This window comes from Telluria sp. RT2P19 (assembly GCF_059685725.1).
This window is the reverse complement of the sequence record NZ_JCASIL010000002.1, coordinates 264,237-280,922: the sequence shown is the minus strand read 5'-3', so window position 1 is coordinate 280,922 and position 16,686 is coordinate 264,237. Positions and strand designations below refer to the sequence as shown.

General features: G+C 66.3%; 13 protein-coding genes. 9 read left to right on the top strand and 4 right to left on the bottom strand.

Features of this window, described 5'->3' with window-relative positions:
* Positions 1-108 precede the first annotated feature (108 nt).
* The 5 genes from AC56KW_RS03390 (at position 109) to AC56KW_RS03370 (ending at position 9,091) form a co-directional block, all read left to right on the top strand.
* A complete protein-coding gene (locus tag AC56KW_RS03390) occupies positions 109-2,397 on the top strand; it encodes a DOMON domain-containing protein (protein ID WP_497169317.1) in 2,289 nt (762 codons plus the stop codon).
* 140 nt (positions 2,398-2,537) lie between these two features.
* On the top strand, positions 2,538-6,704 hold the full coding sequence (locus tag AC56KW_RS03385; RefSeq protein ID WP_497169316.1) for a CheR family methyltransferase: 4,167 nt from the start codon (positions 2,538-2,540) through the stop codon (positions 6,702-6,704).
* A 1-nt stretch (position 6,705) separates the two neighbouring features.
* Positions 6,706-7,806 carry a chemotaxis protein CheB gene (locus AC56KW_RS03380; protein WP_497169315.1) on the top strand — a complete coding sequence of 367 codons (1,101 nt, stop codon included), beginning with the start codon at positions 6,706-6,708 and terminating at the stop codon, positions 7,804-7,806.
* Between the two features lie 61 nt (positions 7,807-7,867).
* Entirely contained in the window at positions 7,868-8,215 is a 348-nt protein-coding gene (locus tag AC56KW_RS03375; protein WP_497169314.1) for a hypothetical protein, read from the top strand.
* 27 nt (positions 8,216-8,242) lie between these two features.
* Positions 8,243-9,091 carry an oxygenase MpaB family protein gene (locus AC56KW_RS03370; RefSeq protein WP_497169313.1) on the top strand — a complete coding sequence of 283 codons (849 nt, stop codon included), beginning with the start codon at positions 8,243-8,245 and terminating at the stop codon, positions 9,089-9,091.
* On the opposite strand, the gene AC56KW_RS03365 is transcribed toward AC56KW_RS03370, so the two are convergent.
* Together AC56KW_RS03365 and AC56KW_RS03360 are read right to left on the bottom strand one after the other, a co-directional pair.
* Positions 9,092-10,285, bottom strand: a complete 1,194-nt coding sequence (locus AC56KW_RS03365; RefSeq protein WP_497169312.1) for an acyl-CoA dehydrogenase — start codon at positions 10,283-10,285, stop codon at positions 9,092-9,094. It abuts the gene before it with no gap.
* Between the two features lie 106 nt (positions 10,286-10,391).
* A complete protein-coding gene (locus AC56KW_RS03360) occupies positions 10,392-10,904 on the bottom strand; it encodes a flavin reductase family protein (RefSeq protein ID WP_497169311.1) in 513 nt (170 codons plus the stop codon).
* A 155-nt stretch (positions 10,905-11,059) separates the two neighbouring features.
* On the opposite strand from AC56KW_RS03360, the gene msrA reads away from it, so the two are divergent.
* On the top strand, positions 11,060-11,602 hold the full coding sequence (gene msrA, locus AC56KW_RS03355; RefSeq protein ID WP_497169310.1) for a peptide-methionine (S)-S-oxide reductase MsrA: 543 nt from the start codon (positions 11,060-11,062) through the stop codon (positions 11,600-11,602).
* A gap of 39 nt (positions 11,603-11,641) precedes the next feature.
* On the opposite strand, the gene AC56KW_RS03350 is transcribed toward msrA, so the two are convergent.
* Together AC56KW_RS03350 and pdxH are read right to left on the bottom strand one after the other, a co-directional pair.
* Positions 11,642-12,877: a class I SAM-dependent methyltransferase gene (locus AC56KW_RS03350; RefSeq protein ID WP_497169309.1), complete on the bottom strand. Its 1,236-nt coding sequence runs from the start codon at positions 12,875-12,877 to the stop codon at positions 11,642-11,644.
* A 50-nt stretch (positions 12,878-12,927) separates the two neighbouring features.
* Positions 12,928-14,127 (bottom strand): pyridoxamine 5'-phosphate oxidase, encoded by a 1,200-nt coding sequence (pdxH, locus tag AC56KW_RS03345; RefSeq protein WP_497169308.1) that lies wholly within the window; start codon positions 14,125-14,127, stop codon positions 12,928-12,930.
* Positions 14,128-14,225: 98 nt separating this feature from the next.
* Between pdxH and tcdA the strand changes: the two genes are divergently transcribed.
* Genes tcdA through cysK form a run of 3 tightly spaced genes read left to right on the top strand, consistent with a single transcriptional unit; the run spans position 14,226 to position 16,674 of the window.
* The gene (tcdA, locus tag AC56KW_RS03340; RefSeq protein ID WP_497169307.1) at positions 14,226-15,125 is read left to right on the top strand and encodes a tRNA cyclic N6-threonylcarbamoyladenosine(37) synthase TcdA; all 900 of its coding nucleotides are present in this window, start codon (positions 14,226-14,228) and stop codon (positions 15,123-15,125) included.
* 42 nt (positions 15,126-15,167) lie between these two features.
* The gene (locus AC56KW_RS03335; protein ID WP_497169306.1) at positions 15,168-15,701 is read left to right on the top strand and encodes an FKBP-type peptidyl-prolyl cis-trans isomerase; all 534 of its coding nucleotides are present in this window, start codon (positions 15,168-15,170) and stop codon (positions 15,699-15,701) included.
* Positions 15,702-15,729: 28 nt separating this feature from the next.
* Positions 15,730-16,674 (top strand): cysteine synthase A, encoded by a 945-nt coding sequence (cysK, locus tag AC56KW_RS03330; protein WP_497169305.1) that lies wholly within the window; start codon positions 15,730-15,732, stop codon positions 16,672-16,674.
* The last annotated feature ends 12 nt before the right edge of the window (positions 16,675-16,686 follow it).

Genomic DNA, 16,686 nt, shown 5'->3' with positions numbered 1-16,686 from the left:
GTCAGTTTCACGGTTGCAACCCTCGATGCATCGAATGTCAGTTAAATTTTCATCTTGACAACCTGCATGCTAGACTGCCCGGCCCTTTTCCCGAGCAATGCCCATCCCGTGAGCCTGCGCCGATTTTCCTTCCCGTTCGCCGTTCTCCTTGCCGCCGGCGCCGCGCATGCTTCGGGCGAGCGCGACGGCTTGCGCGCGCTGCGCATCGACTCGAACGACACGCCACGCATCGACGGCGTGCTCGACGAGGCGCTCTGGCAGCGCGCGCTGCCATACGACGATTTCCACAAGCACGTGCCGCGCGACGGCCAGCCGACCGAGGGCGGCTTGCGCACCAGCGTGCAGCTGCTGGTCGACGATGGCGCGCTGGTGTTCGGCATCCGCGCCTGGGATCCGGCGCCCGAGCGGCGCCGCGGCCTGCTGGCGCGGCGCGACAAGGTCGCGAACGACCAGGACTTCATCGGCATCTGGATCGACCCGGCCGGCCACGGCCGCTCGGCCCAGTTCGTGCGCATCAATACCCTCGGCGTGGTCAGCGACGGCATGCACCGCGCCGATGACGACGAATCCGACCTGGGCCCGGACTTCCCGGTCGAGACGGCCGTCAAGATCCTGCCCGACGGCTACAGCATGGAAGTGCGCTGGCCCTTGTCGAACCTGCGCTTCCCGTACGCGGACGGCCGCAACTGGCGCATGATGGTCGAGCGCAGCGTGCCGCACGCCGACGGCGCCCTGCTGGTGACGGCGCCGTTCCGGATCGATGCGCTGAGCCACCTGAGCTTCCTGCAGGAGATCGCGGGCATGGACGCCACCGTAAAAGCGGTGCGCGACCGCCGCTTCGTCGAGTTGCGTCCCGAGCTGACGGTGCGCAGCGAGCGCGCGGTGACGCCGGGCCAGCGCCTGCGCGGCCGGCAGGCCGAACTTGGACTGGAAATCAACGCCCGCCCGCGCGCCGACTGGGTGTTCAACGCCACCATCAATCCCGACTTCTCGCAGGTCGAGATCGACGAGCCGCTGTCGCAGGGCGCCAGCAACGTCGCGCTCAGCCTGCCCGAGAAGCGCGGCTTCTTCCTGGAGAGCGCCGACGTGCTGGGCCTGCCGCTGCCGGCCTTTTATTCGCGCACCGTGAACGACCCGGAATACGGCCTGCGCGCGACCTGGCGCGGCGCGCACATGGACGCCACCGCGATGAGCCTGCGCGACGAGCCGGGCGGCCTGGTGCTGCGCGGGCGGCCGTATGGCACGCTGGAATATGCGCAGACCAGACGTACCGTCGCCAGCCTGGCGCGGGCGCGCTGGCACCAGGACGGCCTGCTGCTGGGCGCCTTCGCCTCGCAGCGCGACTACCACCGCTTCGGGACCAACGACGTGCTGGGCGTCGATGCGCAATGGCGCGGCGAGACCGGCGACGGCGTCCAGCACCAGCTGTCCGGCGTGGCGATGGCCTCGCGCACCACGGCCGGCTTCACCGAAGACGACGTGCCCGCGAAGGCGGAGGGCGACTCGGGCGGCTACCTGTGGGGCAAGTACCTGCACAAGACGGCGCGCTGGTGGCATGAGGCCGAGGTGGAAGCGATCGCGCCCGGCTTCGTCAACGACAACGGCTTCGTGCCGCAGGCCGGCATCGCCCGTATCACGGGATCGATGAACCGCATCCTGGGCCCGCAATCGCTGGGCGGACTGGACCTGTACGAGTTCGAGACCTATTTTCTCGTGCACGAGATGCGCACGCTGGCCGACAGGGGTGGCCGGGGCGCCGGCCAGCGCGGCGGCGAGACCGTCGAGCGCAAGCTTCGGCCCGGCATATGGATGGCGGCGCCGCTGCAGACCGGCGTCTGGGCCGAACTGGGATTCGACCGCCGGCGCGCGCGGCCGGGCGGGCGCCTGCACGATACCCGGGTGCTCAACTTCGGCGTCGAGACCACTCCGGGGCCATGGATATCGAAGATCGCGCTCGAGGCCGCGCTTGGGCGCCAGCTCGACGCCGATGCCGACCGCGTGGGGCCGGGTGGGAACGTCATCCTGGACGTGGGATTGCGTTTTCCGTTGCGCCGCGGCTGGTCGCTGGAGCTGGACCATCACGTGAACCGGGCCTGGGTACAGGGCACGCTGGGCCAGCCGGCGTTTTCGGACACCGCCTGGCGCTGGCTGGCGATGCTGCATTTCAGCGCGCGCGATTCGCTGCGCCTGCTGGCCCAGAATACCTGGGCCGCAAGGCGCGACGATGGCGTGACCCAGCTCGAGGCCTGGAACGACCGCCAGGTCCACCGCTCTCTGCTGTATCGCTACCAGTGGCGGGTCGGACGCACGGTATCGTTCGGCGTCGTCGACGACAAGCTGCCGCTGGTCGACGAGCGCAGCAGGTCGTTGACGTTCAAGCTGCAATGGGAAGTGTAGCTGCCTAGAAATATTACACGCCGCGCTTGTGGCACCTGCGCACATGTCGGCATCCAGCAAGCGCGATGTCCCTGCATAAAGGCTTACTTCGATAACATTCATCAGCTAGACTGCACTGTCATCCTCGAATCCCGGAAAAAATGAATACAGGCAAGCCATCGGCCGTCGCAGCCAACGATACGCCGGAATTGCCGGCCCGCAGCGGCCTGGATTTTCTCGTGGTGGGGATCGGGGCCTCGGCCGGCGGCTTGCCTGCATTGCTGCGCCTGTTCAGCGCCTTGCCGGCCGACCATGGCATGGCCTTCGTCGTGATCCTGCACCTGTCGCCCGAGCATGAGAGCGCGGCCGGCGCCATCCTGCAAAAAGTGACGCCGATGCCGGTGCACCAGGTGAACGAGCGCTTGCCCATCCAGCCGCGCCACGTGTACGTGATCGCGCCCAACCAGCAGTTGTCGATGGATGACGGCCACCTGGTGGTCGCGGCGCTCGAGCGGTCGCGCGGCAAGCACACCGCGATCGACCTGTTCTTCCGCACGCTGGCCGAGGCGCACCAGCGCTGCGCCGTCGCTGTCGTCCTGTCCGGTACGGGGTCGGACGGCGCAGTCGGCCTGGCGCGGGTGAAGGAGCTCGGTGGCGTGACGCTGGCGCAAGAACCGGCCGATAGCGAGTACGAAGGCATGCCGGTTGCCGCGATCGGCACCGGTGTGGTCGACTTCGTGCTGCCGGCCCACGAGATGGCTGCGAAACTAACCGACCTGTGGCGGACTTCACGCACCATACAGCTGCCCTCGGCGGCGATCGAAGCCGAGCCGGACGCCGCCGAGGGCGGGAACGGCGGCAGCGCCAACGCGCGGGACGAGGAAGCGCTGCAGCGCATCATCATGATGCTGTGCGCCGACACCGGGCACGACTTCCACCATTACAAGCGCGCTACGGTGCTGCGCCGCATCGAGCGCCGCCTGCTGGTCAAGGGAGTGGTGTCGTTGCCTGCCTATGCCGAGCTGCTGGAACGCGAACCACTGGAATTCGAGCTGCTGCTGAAAGACCTCCTGATCAGCGTAACGGCGTTCTTTCGCGACCGGGACGCGTTGGAGGCAGTGGAAAACACGGTCGTCCCCGAGCTGTTCCGCAACAAACAGCCGGGCCAGCAGATCCGTGTCTGGGTCGCTGCCTGCGCCACCGGCCAGGAGGCGTATTCGCTCGCGATGATGCTGTCCGAGTTCGGGACGACCCTGCCCAAGTCTTCCGAGGTGCAATTGTTCGCGTCGGATATCGACGAGCACGCGATCTCGCTGGCGCGCGCCGGCACCTATCCGACCGCGATCGCCATGGACGTGCCCTCGACCAAGCTGCGCCAGTTCTTCACCAAGGAAGAAGGGCGCTACCGGATCCGCAAGTCGGTGCGCGACCGCATCCTGTTTGCTTCGCACAACCTGCTGCGCGATCCGCCATTCTCGCGGCTGGACATGATCTCTTGCCGTAACGTGCTGATCTACCTGAACCGGGAAGCCCAGCTGCGCGTGCTGGAGAAATTCCATACGGCCCTGAACCCGGATGGTTTCCTGTTCCTCGGCGCGTCGGAGTCGGCCGATGTGGCGTCGGAATTGTTTGTGCCGTTCGACAAGAAGAACCGCATCTACCGCGCCCGCACCCTGTCCCGCACGGCGCGCTACCTGCCTGTGCTGGCCAGCCCATTGCCGCACCGCATGCCGGAGCCGGCGCTTGCCGGCGTGCCGCTGCGGCCCCAGTTTTCGTATGGCGAGGTACACCAGCGCGCGCTCACGCAGTTCGCGCCACCGAGCCTGATCGTCGACCGCGACTCGGACATCGTCCACATGTCCGAAACCGCGGGCCGCTTCCTGCGCCATGTCGGCGGCGAGCCGTCGCGCAACGTGATGGCGCTGGTGCTGCCGGAGCTGCGGCTCGAGCTGCGCATGGCCCTGTACCAGGCGCTTCAGACCGGAAACAGCGTCGAAGCGCACCAGGTCATGACCAAGCGCGACGGCTCGACCTTTTTCGTCAACATGATCGTCCGGCCTTTCACCGATGAGATCGCCGCCACCGGCTTCGTCCTGATCCTGTTCGAGGAAATCGAAAGGACGATGAACCCGCCACCGGGCGAGAATGCGATCGAGCCGAAGGACCTGGTGTTGAACCAGCTCGAAGCGGAGTTGCAACGCAACAAGCAAAAACTGCAGGAAACCATCGAACATGCCGAGATCTCGAACAAGGAGCATCGCGCTTCCAACGAGGAATTGCAGGCCATCAACGAAGAGCTGCGTTCGGCCACCGAAGAGCTCGAGACCAGCAAGGAAGAGCTGCAGTCGGTGAACGAAGAGCTGGTCACCGTCAACTACGAGCTGAAAGTGAAGGTCGAAGAGACCGGCAAGGCGAACGACGACCTGAACAACCTGATCGCATCCACCGACATCGCCACGATCTTCGTCGACCGGGCGGTGTGCATCAAGCGCTTCACGCCGCGCGCGGCCGATATTTTCTCGATCATCGCGACCGATATCGGGCGCTCGCTGTTCGACATCACGCACCGGCTCGAGTATGGCCAGCTGGCCGACGACGTGGCGTCGACCTTCGACACCCTGCATCCGGTCGAGCGCGAAGTGCGCAGCAACGACGGGCGCTACTACCTCATGCGCCTGCTGCCTTACCGCACGACCGAAGACAAGATCGAAGGCGCGGTGATGACCTTCATCGACATCAGCCGCCGGCGCGAGGCCGAGGCCAAGGCCCGCATCGGCGAGGAGTGGATGCGACTGGTGGCCGCCAGCACCGACGACTACGCGATCATCACCACCGACCGGCAGGGCCTGGTCACCGCCTGGAACAAGGGCGCAGAACGCAATTTCGGCTATGCCGAGCAGGACATGCTGGGCGCCAGCGTCGACCGGCTCTACCTGCCGGAAGACCGGCTGGCCGGCGTGCCCGACGCCGAGCGGCGCGGGGTGCGTGCGAATGGCCGTGCCGAGGACGAGCGCTGGTACCTGCGCAAGGACGGCAGCCGCTTCTTCTGCATCGGCGTCACCACGATCCTGCACAAGGGCGACTTCGAGGGCTATGCCAAGATCATGCGCGACCAGACCTCGCGCGTCCACCACGACGAGCAGCGCGAAGTGGTGCTGTCGCGCGAGCAGGCCAGCCGCTCGCAGGCCGAGTCGGCCAACGCGATGAAGGACGAGTTCCTGGCCGTGATGTCGCATGAGCTGCGCCATCCGCTGAACATCATCTACATCAACGCCGAGCTGCTCGGGCGCCTGCCCGAGGTGCGGCAATCGCAGCCGGCCCTGCGCTCGGCCACGATCATCCGCGAGTCGGTGACGGCCCAGGCCAAGATCATCGAAGACCTGATGGATATCTCGCGCGTCGCTACCGGCAAGCTGGCGCTGGCGATCCAGGACGTCGACCTGGTCGCCATCGCCGGCAAGCTGGTGGACGTGATGCGCACCGACCCGGCGGTGCACAACCTGCAGCTCGAATTCATCCCTTGCCAAGCACCCGTGATCGTGGCGGCCGATCCGGTGCGTATCGAGCAGGTCATCCTCAACCTGCTGAGCAATGCGGTCAAGTTCACGCCGGCCGGCGGCGTGGTGCGCGTGGTCCTGGGCGTCGAGGATGGGCAGGCGCACCTGGAGGTGAGCGACACCGGGGCCGGCATTTCGGAAGAAGCCCTGCCGCGCGTGTTCGAGATGTTCGGGCAGGGGACGGCGACCGCCGTGCGCAACAAGCCGGGACTGGGCATCGGCCTGGCGCTGGTGCGCCAGATTACGGTGCTGCATGGCGGCGCGGTCGACGTCCGTTCGCCCGGCATCGGCCAGGGCACCACCTTCACCTTGAGCCTGCCCCTGGCGCTGGCGCTGGCGCAGGATACCCACGGCGACGGCGCCAGCCCCGACATGCCGAATCTCGGCGGGCGCCGGCTGCTGCTGGTGGACGATTCGGACGACACCGCATCGGTGGTCAAGATGCTGCTCGAACTCGAGGGCGCCGAGGTCGAGGTGGCGATGACCGGCCGCCAGGGGCTCGCGGTGCTCGCACAGCGACAGTTCGACGCCGTCATCTCGGACATCTCGATGCCGGACATGGACGGCTACGCCTTCATCAAGGCCATCCGGAATAGGCCCGACCTGGCGGGGTTGCCCGTGATCGCCACCAGCGGCCTGGGCCAGGACAAGCACGGACAGCGCGCCGCCAGCGCGGGTTTCTCCGCCTGGCTGACCAAGCCGGTGCCGGTCGAGGTGTTGAGCGAGACGATCCACACGCTGTGCCAGGACGCCGGCCGCCGCCAGGAGTGACGTGGCGGCGACCGGCGCGCCTGTGCGCCAGCGCACCGACTTCAGCCTCGACACGGATCATTGTGAGGGCATGAAAACGCCCCCGATTCCCGCCCGCGACATCGTCGTCATCGGTACTTCCACCGGCGGAGTGGACGCGCTGCGCCAGGTCATTGCCGGGCTGACGTCCGGCTTCAAGCCCGCGGTGCTCATCGTCATGCACATCGGAGCGCACGACAGCATCCTGCCTTCGCTGCTGGCGCACACCTCGGTGCTGCCGGTGCGAGAGGCCCGTCACGGCGACCTGGTGGAGGCCGGACGGGTCCTGGTGGCCCCGCCCGACTTGCACCTGACCATGGTGCGTGACGGCGCGCGGTGCAGCGTGGTGCTGGCCAGGACCACGAAAGAAAACCATACCCGGCCGGCGATCGATCCCCTGTTCCGCGCCGCCGCGGCAGCATTTGGCGCACGCGCCATCGGCGTGATCCTGACCGGCGCCATGGATGACGGCACGGCCGGCCTGGCCGCGATCAAGGCCTGTGGCGGCATCGCCGTGGTGCAGGACCCTTCCGAGGCGCTGGCGCCGTCGATGCCGTCGAGCGCCATCGACAACGTCGCCGTCGACCATGTGCTCAGGCTCGACGAAATCCCGCGGGCTTTGCTGCGCCTGGCCGAAGCGGATGCGCAGGGCGGCCGGGCCGCCGACGCGGCGCCGCCGATACCGGCCTGGGTGGCGGCGGAAAACAGATTTGGCATGGAAGGAGTGGAAATGCATCGTCTGGAAGAACTCGCGAAGCCTTCGACTTTTACCTGCCCCGAGTGTCATGGCACCTTGTGGGAGCTGAACGACCAGCAACCCCGGCGCTTCCGCTGCCATACCGGCCATGCCTACTCGGAGCGCAATCTCGTCGCGCTGCAAGGCGAGTTGGTGGAGGGTTCGATCTGGAGCGCGGTGCGCGCGCTCCAGGAAAAGGAGATGCTGCTGCGCCGGATGGCCGATGACGCGTTGCGCAACAAGCATATCGCGGCCTCGCTCGACTACAGCGCCCAGGCCAGGCTGGCGCAGCGCAGCGCCGAGGTCCTGCGCGGGCTGATCACGGCGAAAACCGACGCAAGCGCCTGACGCGCATGCCCGGCGCCGATCGCTGACGCCGCGCCCGGCGCGCCGGTGTTATGCTGGCGCCATGACTACCGATTCCGATATTGAACTGTCCGGCGCTTTCCAGGCCAGGGACGCACAAGGCCGTACCCTCGAGGTGAAGAACATCACCATCTTCGACGAGGGCTACGGGATCATCGACGTGTACGTGAACTTCGCGGCCAAGCTCGATCCGGGCGCCTACAAGGACACGGTCCTGGTGCGCCAGATCATCGAGCGCCTACGCGCGGTCGGCTACAAGGGGCCCGATTTCAGCCATAGCGATCCCGGCCTGCAAGAAAGCCGCCTGATCGTGCTCGAAGCGCCCGAGGAATTCGCGGCCTTCGCCAAGAGCCGCGGCTGGAAGAACCTGGCCGAGGACTTCGACGAATAAGCCGACCTGACCGACCGCGGGACCGCGATGCTCGCCGCATTACGCGACCTGATGCGTCCCCCGCCAGGGATGGCCTTCGATTTCAGCCAGCCCGCGGGCGAAGCGGCGCTGGCGCCGCACGACGGCATCTCCTGGCAGGTATTCGCCAATCCGGTCGGCCTGTTCATCGGCGGGGTGACGGCGGTGCTGCTCGAACTGGCCGAGCCGTCCGTGCGCTCCGGCGTATGGGACCACAGCAGTTTCAAGCGCGATCCGGGCACGCGCCTGCGCCGCACCGGTGCGGCGGCGATGATGACGGTCTATGGGCCGCGCTCCGCGGCCGAGAAGATGATCGCGCACGTGGTGCGCATGCATGACCGCGTCAAGGGCAGCACGCCCGACGGCGTCGCCTACCACGCGAACGATCCACGCCTGCTCGACTGGGTGCAGGCGACCGCCTCGTTCGGCTTCACCGAGGCCTATCACCGCTACGTCCGGCCCCTTTCCTCCCTCGAGAAAGACGCGGCCTTCGCCGAAGCCGAACCGGCCGCGCGCCTGTATGGCGCGAGCGGGGCGCCGCGTTCATGGCGCGAATGGGAAGCGATGCTGTTGCATACCGCGCCCGCTCTGGAGGGGTCGAACATCCTGGCGGACTTCATGCGGATCATGGGCGAGGCGCCGATTGTGCCGGCGCCGCTGCGGCCATTGCAGCGGCTGCTGGTGCGCGCCGCGGTGGAGATCACGCCCGAGCCGGTACGGTCCCTGCCGCAGCTGCGCGGGCGTGGCCTGCGCTTCGGCGAAGCGGCGCTGGTGCGCACGCTGGCGCGGGGCGCCGTGCTGGTGCCGCTGGGCGATACACCGCGGGCCCAGGCCGCGCGGCGCGTCGCCCGTTCTTGATCAGAACGCGGCGATGCCGGTCTGGGCGCGGCCCAGGATCAGGGCGTGGATGTCATGCGTGCCTTCATAGGTGTTGACGACCTCGAGGTTGACCATGTGGCGGATAATGCCGAACTCGTCCGAGATGCCGTTACCGCCCAGCATGTCGCGCGCGACGCGGGCGATGTCCAGCGCCTTGCCGCAGGAGTTGCGCTTCATGATCGAGGTGATCTCGACCGCCGCCGTGCCTTCGTCCTTCATGCGGCCCAGGCGCAGGCAGCCCTGCAGGCCGAGGGTGATCTCGGTCTGCATGTCGGCCAGCTTCTTTTGCACCAGCTGGTTCGCCGCCAGGGGTTTGCCGAACTGGGTCCGGTCCATGGTGTACTGGCGCGCGGTATGCCAGCAGTCCTCGGCCGCGCCCAGCGCACCCCAGGCGATGCCGTAGCGCGCCGAGTTGAGGCAAGTGAACGGACCTTTCAGGCCGCGCACTTCCGGGAAAGCGTTTTCTTCGGGGCAGAACACATTGTCCATGACGATTTCGCCGGTGACCGAGGCGCGCAGGCCGAACTTGCCGTGGATCGCCGGAGCCGACAGACCCTTCCAGTCTTTTTCGAGCACGAAGCCGCGGATCGCGCCTTCGTCGTCCTTGGCCCACACCACGAACACGTCGGCAACCGGCGAGTTGGTGATCCACATCTTGCTGCCGGTCAGGCTGTAACCGCCGTCCACCTTGCGTGCGCGGGTGACCATCGAGGCCGGGTCGGAACCGTGGTTCGGTTCGGTCAGGCCGAAGCAGCCGATCCACTCGCCGGTGGCCAGCTTGGGCAGGTATTTCTGGCGCGTCTCTTCGGTGCCGAATTCGTAAATCGGCACCATCACCAGCGACGATTGCACGCTCATCATCGAGCGGTAGCCGGAGTCGACGCGCTCGACTTCGCGCGCGATCAGGCCGTAGGCGACGTAGTTGAGGCCGGGGCCGCCGTACTGCTCGGGGATGGTCGGGCCCAACAGGCCGAGGTCGCCCATTTCGCGGAAGATCGAGACATCCATCGACTCGTGGCGGAAGGCCTCGAGGATGCGCGGCTGCAGCTTGTCCTGGCAATAGGCGGCAGCCGCGTCGCGCACCATGCGTTCGTCATCCAGCAGCTGGCTGTTCAGCAGCAGCGGGTCATCCCAGTGGAACGAGGCTTTTTTGGACGAGTCGGTACGGGTCATGGTCATTCCTGTCTCTGGATTCTAGTTCGATAGGTGCCGCGGTGCGGCGCCTGGACATTATAGAAACGTGCCGCAGCCGTATCTTTTGAAACTGCGACAGGAATTTCTATTTTTGGCCGGCCGTGCTGCCGAACTTGCCGCCATGGAAGATCAGGGCCGGCTGTGGATGGACCTGGCATTGCTCGACCTCGCCGACGAAGATGACGTGGTCGCCCTCGGGATAGCGGCTGCGGTTGTGGCATTCGAACCACGCCGACACGCCTTTCAGGATCGGCAGGCCAGTGCGCGACAATTCGTAGTCGACATCGGCGAACGGATTCTCGGTGCGGCGCGAAAAGCGCAGGGCCAGGTCTTCCTGGCCGGCCGACAACACATTGATGACGTAGTGCGAGTTGCCGCTGAAGATAGGCAGGCTGTTGGCGCCGGCGCCCAGGCTCCACAAGACCAGGGGTGGATCGAGCGACACCGAATTGAAGGAGCTGGCGGTGAGGCCGCGGAAGCTGCCGTCGGCAAGGCGCGTGGTAATGACGGTCACGCCGGTCGCAAATTGCGACAGCGCGTGGCGGAAATGTGTGGCGTCAAAGCCGCGCGTCGTGGCGCGGGCGGATAGTGTATTCATGCGGTTCCTGAGCGTTGGCGCTCATTATGCCATCGTCGGGCGGGTCCTTGCCGCGGCAGCTCATGACATTGTGCCAACGTTAACGGTTCAATGCAGAACGGGGCGCTTTGCGCTACATTAAAGATTAGCCAATCTTCTTGATGCCAAGGTGAACTATGAGTGAGCAAACAGCAACCCAAGTGGCCATCCTCGGCGGTGGATGCTTCTGGTGCCTCGAAGCGGTGTACCTCGAGGCGCGCGGCGTCTCCCGCGTGGAATCGGGTTATATGGGGGGCCAGGTCGACCATCCGAGCTATGAGGCGGTGTGCAGCGGAACGACCGGCCACGCCGAGGTGGTGCGCCTCGAATTCGATCCCGCCGTGATCGGCTACCGCGACATCCTCGAGATCTTCTTCACCATCCACGACCCGACAACCCTGAACCGCCAGGGCAACGATGTCGGCACGCAATACCGCTCGGTGATCTTCACGACCTCGCCCGAGCAGGCCGAGGTCGCGCACAAGGTGATCGGCGAGATGGGCCTGGTGTGGAACGCGCCGCTCGTCACCGAGGTCAAGCCGCAGGAAACCTGGTACAAGGCCGAGGACTATCACCAGAATTACTTTGCCCAGCACCCCCTGCAGGGGTATTGCGCCTTCGTGGTGGCGCCGAAGGTGAGCAAGTTTCGCGAGACTTTCACGGATCGCCTGAAGGCGTAGGACGACACGGTGGACGGCGCGGCCGCCCACCGCATGCCATCAGGCATACATATATTTACGCGACCATGGCAATTGATCCAGGTCGCTCCCCGCCTTGCCACACACGATCTGGTACAGGCTGATCCGGTCATGGGCAAAGGCATAGGCGCAGCCGGCCAGATACACATGCCAGATGCGGAAGCGCCTGGGGTCGGTCAAGGTGCGGATATGGGCGGCATTGTTCTCGAAATTGTCGGTCCATAGCGCGCAAGTATGGGCGTAGTGCCGGCGCAGGTTTTCCACGTCGCGCACTTCGAGGCCGCCTTCCTGCATCGCCCGCACCACGGTCGCCAGGTGCGCCAGCTCTCCCTGCGGGAACACGTATTCGTCGATGAACTGGCCGCCGCCGTAGGGCGTTGCGCCATTGTCGACGTCGGTGGTGGTGATCCCGTGGTTCATTACTACGCCGCCAGGGGCCAGCAGGCGCGCCACCTGCGCGAAATAGTCCTTGAGGTGCTGCACGCCGACGTGCTCGAACATGCCGACGCTGGTGATGCGTTCGAAGCGGCCGTCGACGTCGCGGTAATCCTGCAGGCGGATCTCGATCCGGTCCTGCAGCCCGGCCTTCATCACCCGTTCGCGCGCCAGTGCGGCCTGGTTCTCGGACAGCGTGACGCCCACGCAGCGCGCGCCGAACTTCTCCGCCGCCCGCAGCACCAGCGCGCCCCAGCCGCAGCCGATGTCGAGCAGGGTCTGGCCGGGCCGCAGGTCGATCTTGCGCAGGATGTGGTCGATCTTCTGCGTTTGCGCGGTGGCCAGGTCTTCGTCACCCCGCTCGAAATAGGCGCAGGAATACACCATGCCGGGATCGAGCCAGGCGGCGTAGAAGGCGTTGGAGACGTCGTAGTGGTAGCGGATCGCGTCGCGGTCGGTTTCGCGCGTGTGGTTCGCGCGAAAGCGCAGCGCATCCGCCAGCCGGCTGCGCTTGTTGCCGGCGCCGTCGGTCGCGCCGGAGGCCGCCAGGGCGTTGCCGACCGCGATGATGTCGGCCGCGCGGCCCATCACCTCGATCGCGCCCTCGACATAGGCGCGGCCGAGGCTGTACAGGGAGGGGGAGCGCAGGTAGCGCAGGGCTGCGGGGCCGGGAATGCGGATCGTGACCCGGGGCGGGTCGGGGGAGAAATCGATGCGCTCCCCGTTCCACAGCTCCACGCGCAGTGGTACTGACAACTTCGACGGCAGCAATTTGCCGCGCAGGCCAGCCTGCGAGGCCGACAGCTTGATCTGATCGAACACGGTCCACCCTCCATGAAGGTGCAGCCGCCCGCGGACCTATCCTTCGCCGCTCACGGTTGCAAACGCCGGCGCGTCCAGCTGCCGTCTTCCTGCCGCTCGTAGACGATGCGGTCATGGAAGCGCGAGCGCCGGCCTTGCCAGAATTCGATGCGATCGGGGATCAGGCGATAGCCGCCCCAGTTGTCGGGACGCGCCGGATCCTCGCCGGCCCCCTGCGCCACGACGTCGTAGTTCTGTTCGAGTTGCGCGCGGCTGGCGATCGGCGCGCTCTGCTGCGAGGCGATCGCCGACAGCCGGCTCTTGAGGGGACGGCTGCGGAAATAGCGGTCGCTCTCATCCGGCCCGGCGCGCTCCACACGTCCTTCGATGCGCACCTGACGTTCGAGTTCGCTCCAGAAGAACAACAAGGCAGCATAGCTGTTGTCGCGCAAATCCGACCCCTTCTTGCTGTCGTAGTTCGTGTACCAGGTAAAGCCGCGCGGGTCGAATTGCTTGACCAGCACGATGCGCGAGCTCGGCCGGCCATCGGCGGCGACGGTGGACAACGACATCGCATTGGGCTCGTTCACCTCGGCCTTCAGGGCCTGCTCGAACCAGGCCGTGAACTGGTCGATCGGATCATCGAGCACGTCGGCCTCGTCCAGGCTGGCCTGGCCGTAATCCTTGCGCAGGTCGGCCACGGCCTGGCCCAGCGCCGGCGACAACGGGGTGGTCGGCGCCGCGATGCCGCGCCGCAGTTGCATGGCCTGGCCCAGGCGCGCCATCTGTTCTGGCGAGAACAGGCGCATCGCCATCGGCGCCACCGTGCCTTCCTCGCGTTCCATGTGCGAGGTGTAGCTGGCCACGAAGCGCCGCACCTGGCTGTCGGACAATGCCGTCCCCGTGCCTTCGGCAATCGCGGTCAGCTGCTCGTGCAGGTCTTGCCACAACGCATCCATATCCTTGTGATCCTGCAGGATGGTCGGCGCCAGCGCGCGCAGGGTGACGGCGTCCTCGCCCTGGGCGGTGGCGTACAGCATCGGGATCAGGTCCTGCTCCTCGTCGTCGTGGTGCAGGTGGGCCGCCTTGTCGAAATAGCGCAGCACGGCGCTGGCCGCCTGGCGCGCCTGCTCGTCGGCGCCGTGTTGCGGCAGGTGGGCGAGCAGTTTTTCGAGGGTCGCGAGCTGCTTGCGGATACGTCCGTGGCAGTGCTTCAGCACGGCGATAGGCTGGTCGAAATCGGGGGCGGTGTCGGGCAGGAGGGAGCTCATGGCGTTTCTCGTAATGTGTTGGCGACACGCAAAAATATTTGATTATCTAAGAGGTATTTTAGTGCAGATGCGAAAGGCCTGTCCGCTACAATATCGGGATGAACCAGATCAATACTCAGCTCTTTTCGGCAACTTTGGAAGAAGAAGTCGACTTCGCGCGCCGTTTTGGCGGCATCGCGCGCCTCTATGGCGAGCGTGCGCTCGAACGTTTCCGTGGGGCGCACGTCTGCGTGATCGGCGTTGGCGGCGTCGGCTCGTGGGTCGTGGAGGCGCTGGCGCGCAGCGCGATCGGCCACCTGACCCTGATCGATCTCGACAATGTGGCGGAGTCCAATATCAATCGCCAGATCCAGGCGCTGTCGTCGACCGTCGGCATGGCCAAGATCGAGGCATTGAAACAACGTATCGCCCAGATCAATCCCTTCTGCCAGGTCACGCTGGTCGAGGATTTTATCGATGTCGAGAATATCCCGGCAATGATCGCGGACAAGAATATCGACTACGTCGTCGACGCCATCGACAGCGTGAAGCCGAAGGCGGCCCTGATCGCCTGGTGCAGCGCCAACAAGATGCCGCTGGTGGTGGTGGGCGGCGCGGGCGGCCAGATCGATCCGACCAAGGTCGAGATCCGCGATCTTGCCCGTACCGAGCAAGAGCCGCTGCTCAAGAAAGTGCGCAAGATCCTCCGTGCGCAATACGGATTCTCGCGCGGCGAGAAGCAGAAATACCACATCGACGCCGTATTCTCGATGGAACCGCTGCGTTATCCCGACGCGGGCGACGCCTGCGCGGTCGATCCGAACAGCATCACCGGCCTGAATTGCGCCGGCTTCGGTTCCAGCATGGTGGTCACCGCCACCTTCGGCATGGTGACGGCGGGGCAGGTGTTGCGCCGCCTGGCGGAAGCCGCGGCCGCCGCCGAGGCCACGGAGGTCGCCGCCGAGGCCGCCGTCCCGGTCGGGCAAACTGTGCAAGCCGAAGCGGCCTTGTTATCATAAGATTGTTGCAACCCACGGTTGCCCTTTGATGGAAGAGCACACATGATTCGTCGATCCGCATTCATTGCCCTGCTGTTGGCCGCCGCGAGCGTCCAGGCGCAGGAAGGCGCCCAGGACGCCAGCAAGCCGACCACCCAGCCGCCGCCGGACGTGCAGCAGTCAAGCACGCCACCGGTCGCGCCGCCGGACAATCAGGTCCCGGCGCCGGTGGCCGAGGCGCCCGCGCCCCAGGTCGAGATCGTCGACCGCGTGGTCGGCAAGGGCAAGGAGGCATCCCTCGGCAGCAATGTCGTGGTCAACTACACCGGTTGGTTCCACAAGCCGCTGGCCAAGCAGCAGCGCGGACGCAAGTTCGACTCGTCGCTCGACGCCGGCCGTGATCCGCTCGAGTTCCAGCTCGGCGCGGGCCGCGTGATCAAGGGCTGGGAGCAGGGCGTGGCCGGCATGAAGGTGGGCGGCAAGCGTACCCTGATCATCCCGAGCGCGTTGGCCTATGGCAAGCGCGGCGCGGGCGGCGGCATGATCCCGCCCGATTCCGACCTGATCTTCGACGTGGAACTATTGGACGTCAAATAACGCTGTTTGTTCGACAACGGGAGGCGGTATGAGAATCGCGAACGATGTCACTGAACTGATCGGCAATACCCCGCTGGTGCGCATTCGCAAGCTGGCGGCGGCGGGTGGAGCACACTCCGGCGCCGATCTGGTCGGCAAGCTGGAATTTCACAACCCCGCGCACAGTGTCAAGGACCGCATCGGCCTGGCCATGATCGAGGCCGCCGAGGCGGCCGGCCTGATCGATTCCGATGCCACCATCGTCGAACCCACCAGCGGCAATACCGGCATCGCGCTGGCGATGGTGTGCGCGGCGCGCGGCTACCGCTGCAAGCTGGTGATGCCCGAGACCATGAGCAGCGAGCGGCGCATGCTGTTGCGCGCCTACGGCGCCGAACTGGTGCTCACGCCCGGCAGCGAAGGCATGGTCGGCGCGATCCGCCGCGCCGAAGAGATCGTGGCGAACGACCCGCGCGCCTTCATGCCGCAGCAATTCAACAATCCCGCCAACCCCGAGGTGCACCGCCGCACCACGGCCGAGGAAATCTGGCGCGACACCGACGGCAAGATCGACATCCTGGTCGCGGGCGTGGGCACCGGCGGCACGATTACCGGCGTCAGCGAGGTCATCAAGCCGCGCCGGCCCGGTTTCCAGGTGATCGCCGTGGAGCCCGAGGCTTCGCCGATGCTGTCGGCAGGGAGCAAGGGGCCGCACCCGATCCAGGGCATCGGCGCCGGCTTCGTACCGCAGGTGCTCAATACCTCGTCCTACGACGAAGTCATCTGCGTGAAGAACGAGGATGCCTTCGAGACGGCGCGCGCCGCCGCGCGCGAGGAGGGGCTGCTGGTCGGCATCTCTTCCGGCGCGGCGCTGTGGGCCGCGATCCAGGTGGCGCGCCGGCCCGAGAATGCGGGCAAGCTGATCGTCACCATCATTCCTTCGTTCGGCGAGCGTTATCTCAGCACGGCCTTGTACGCCAACCTGGCCGGCTGATTTGCCTTGGAG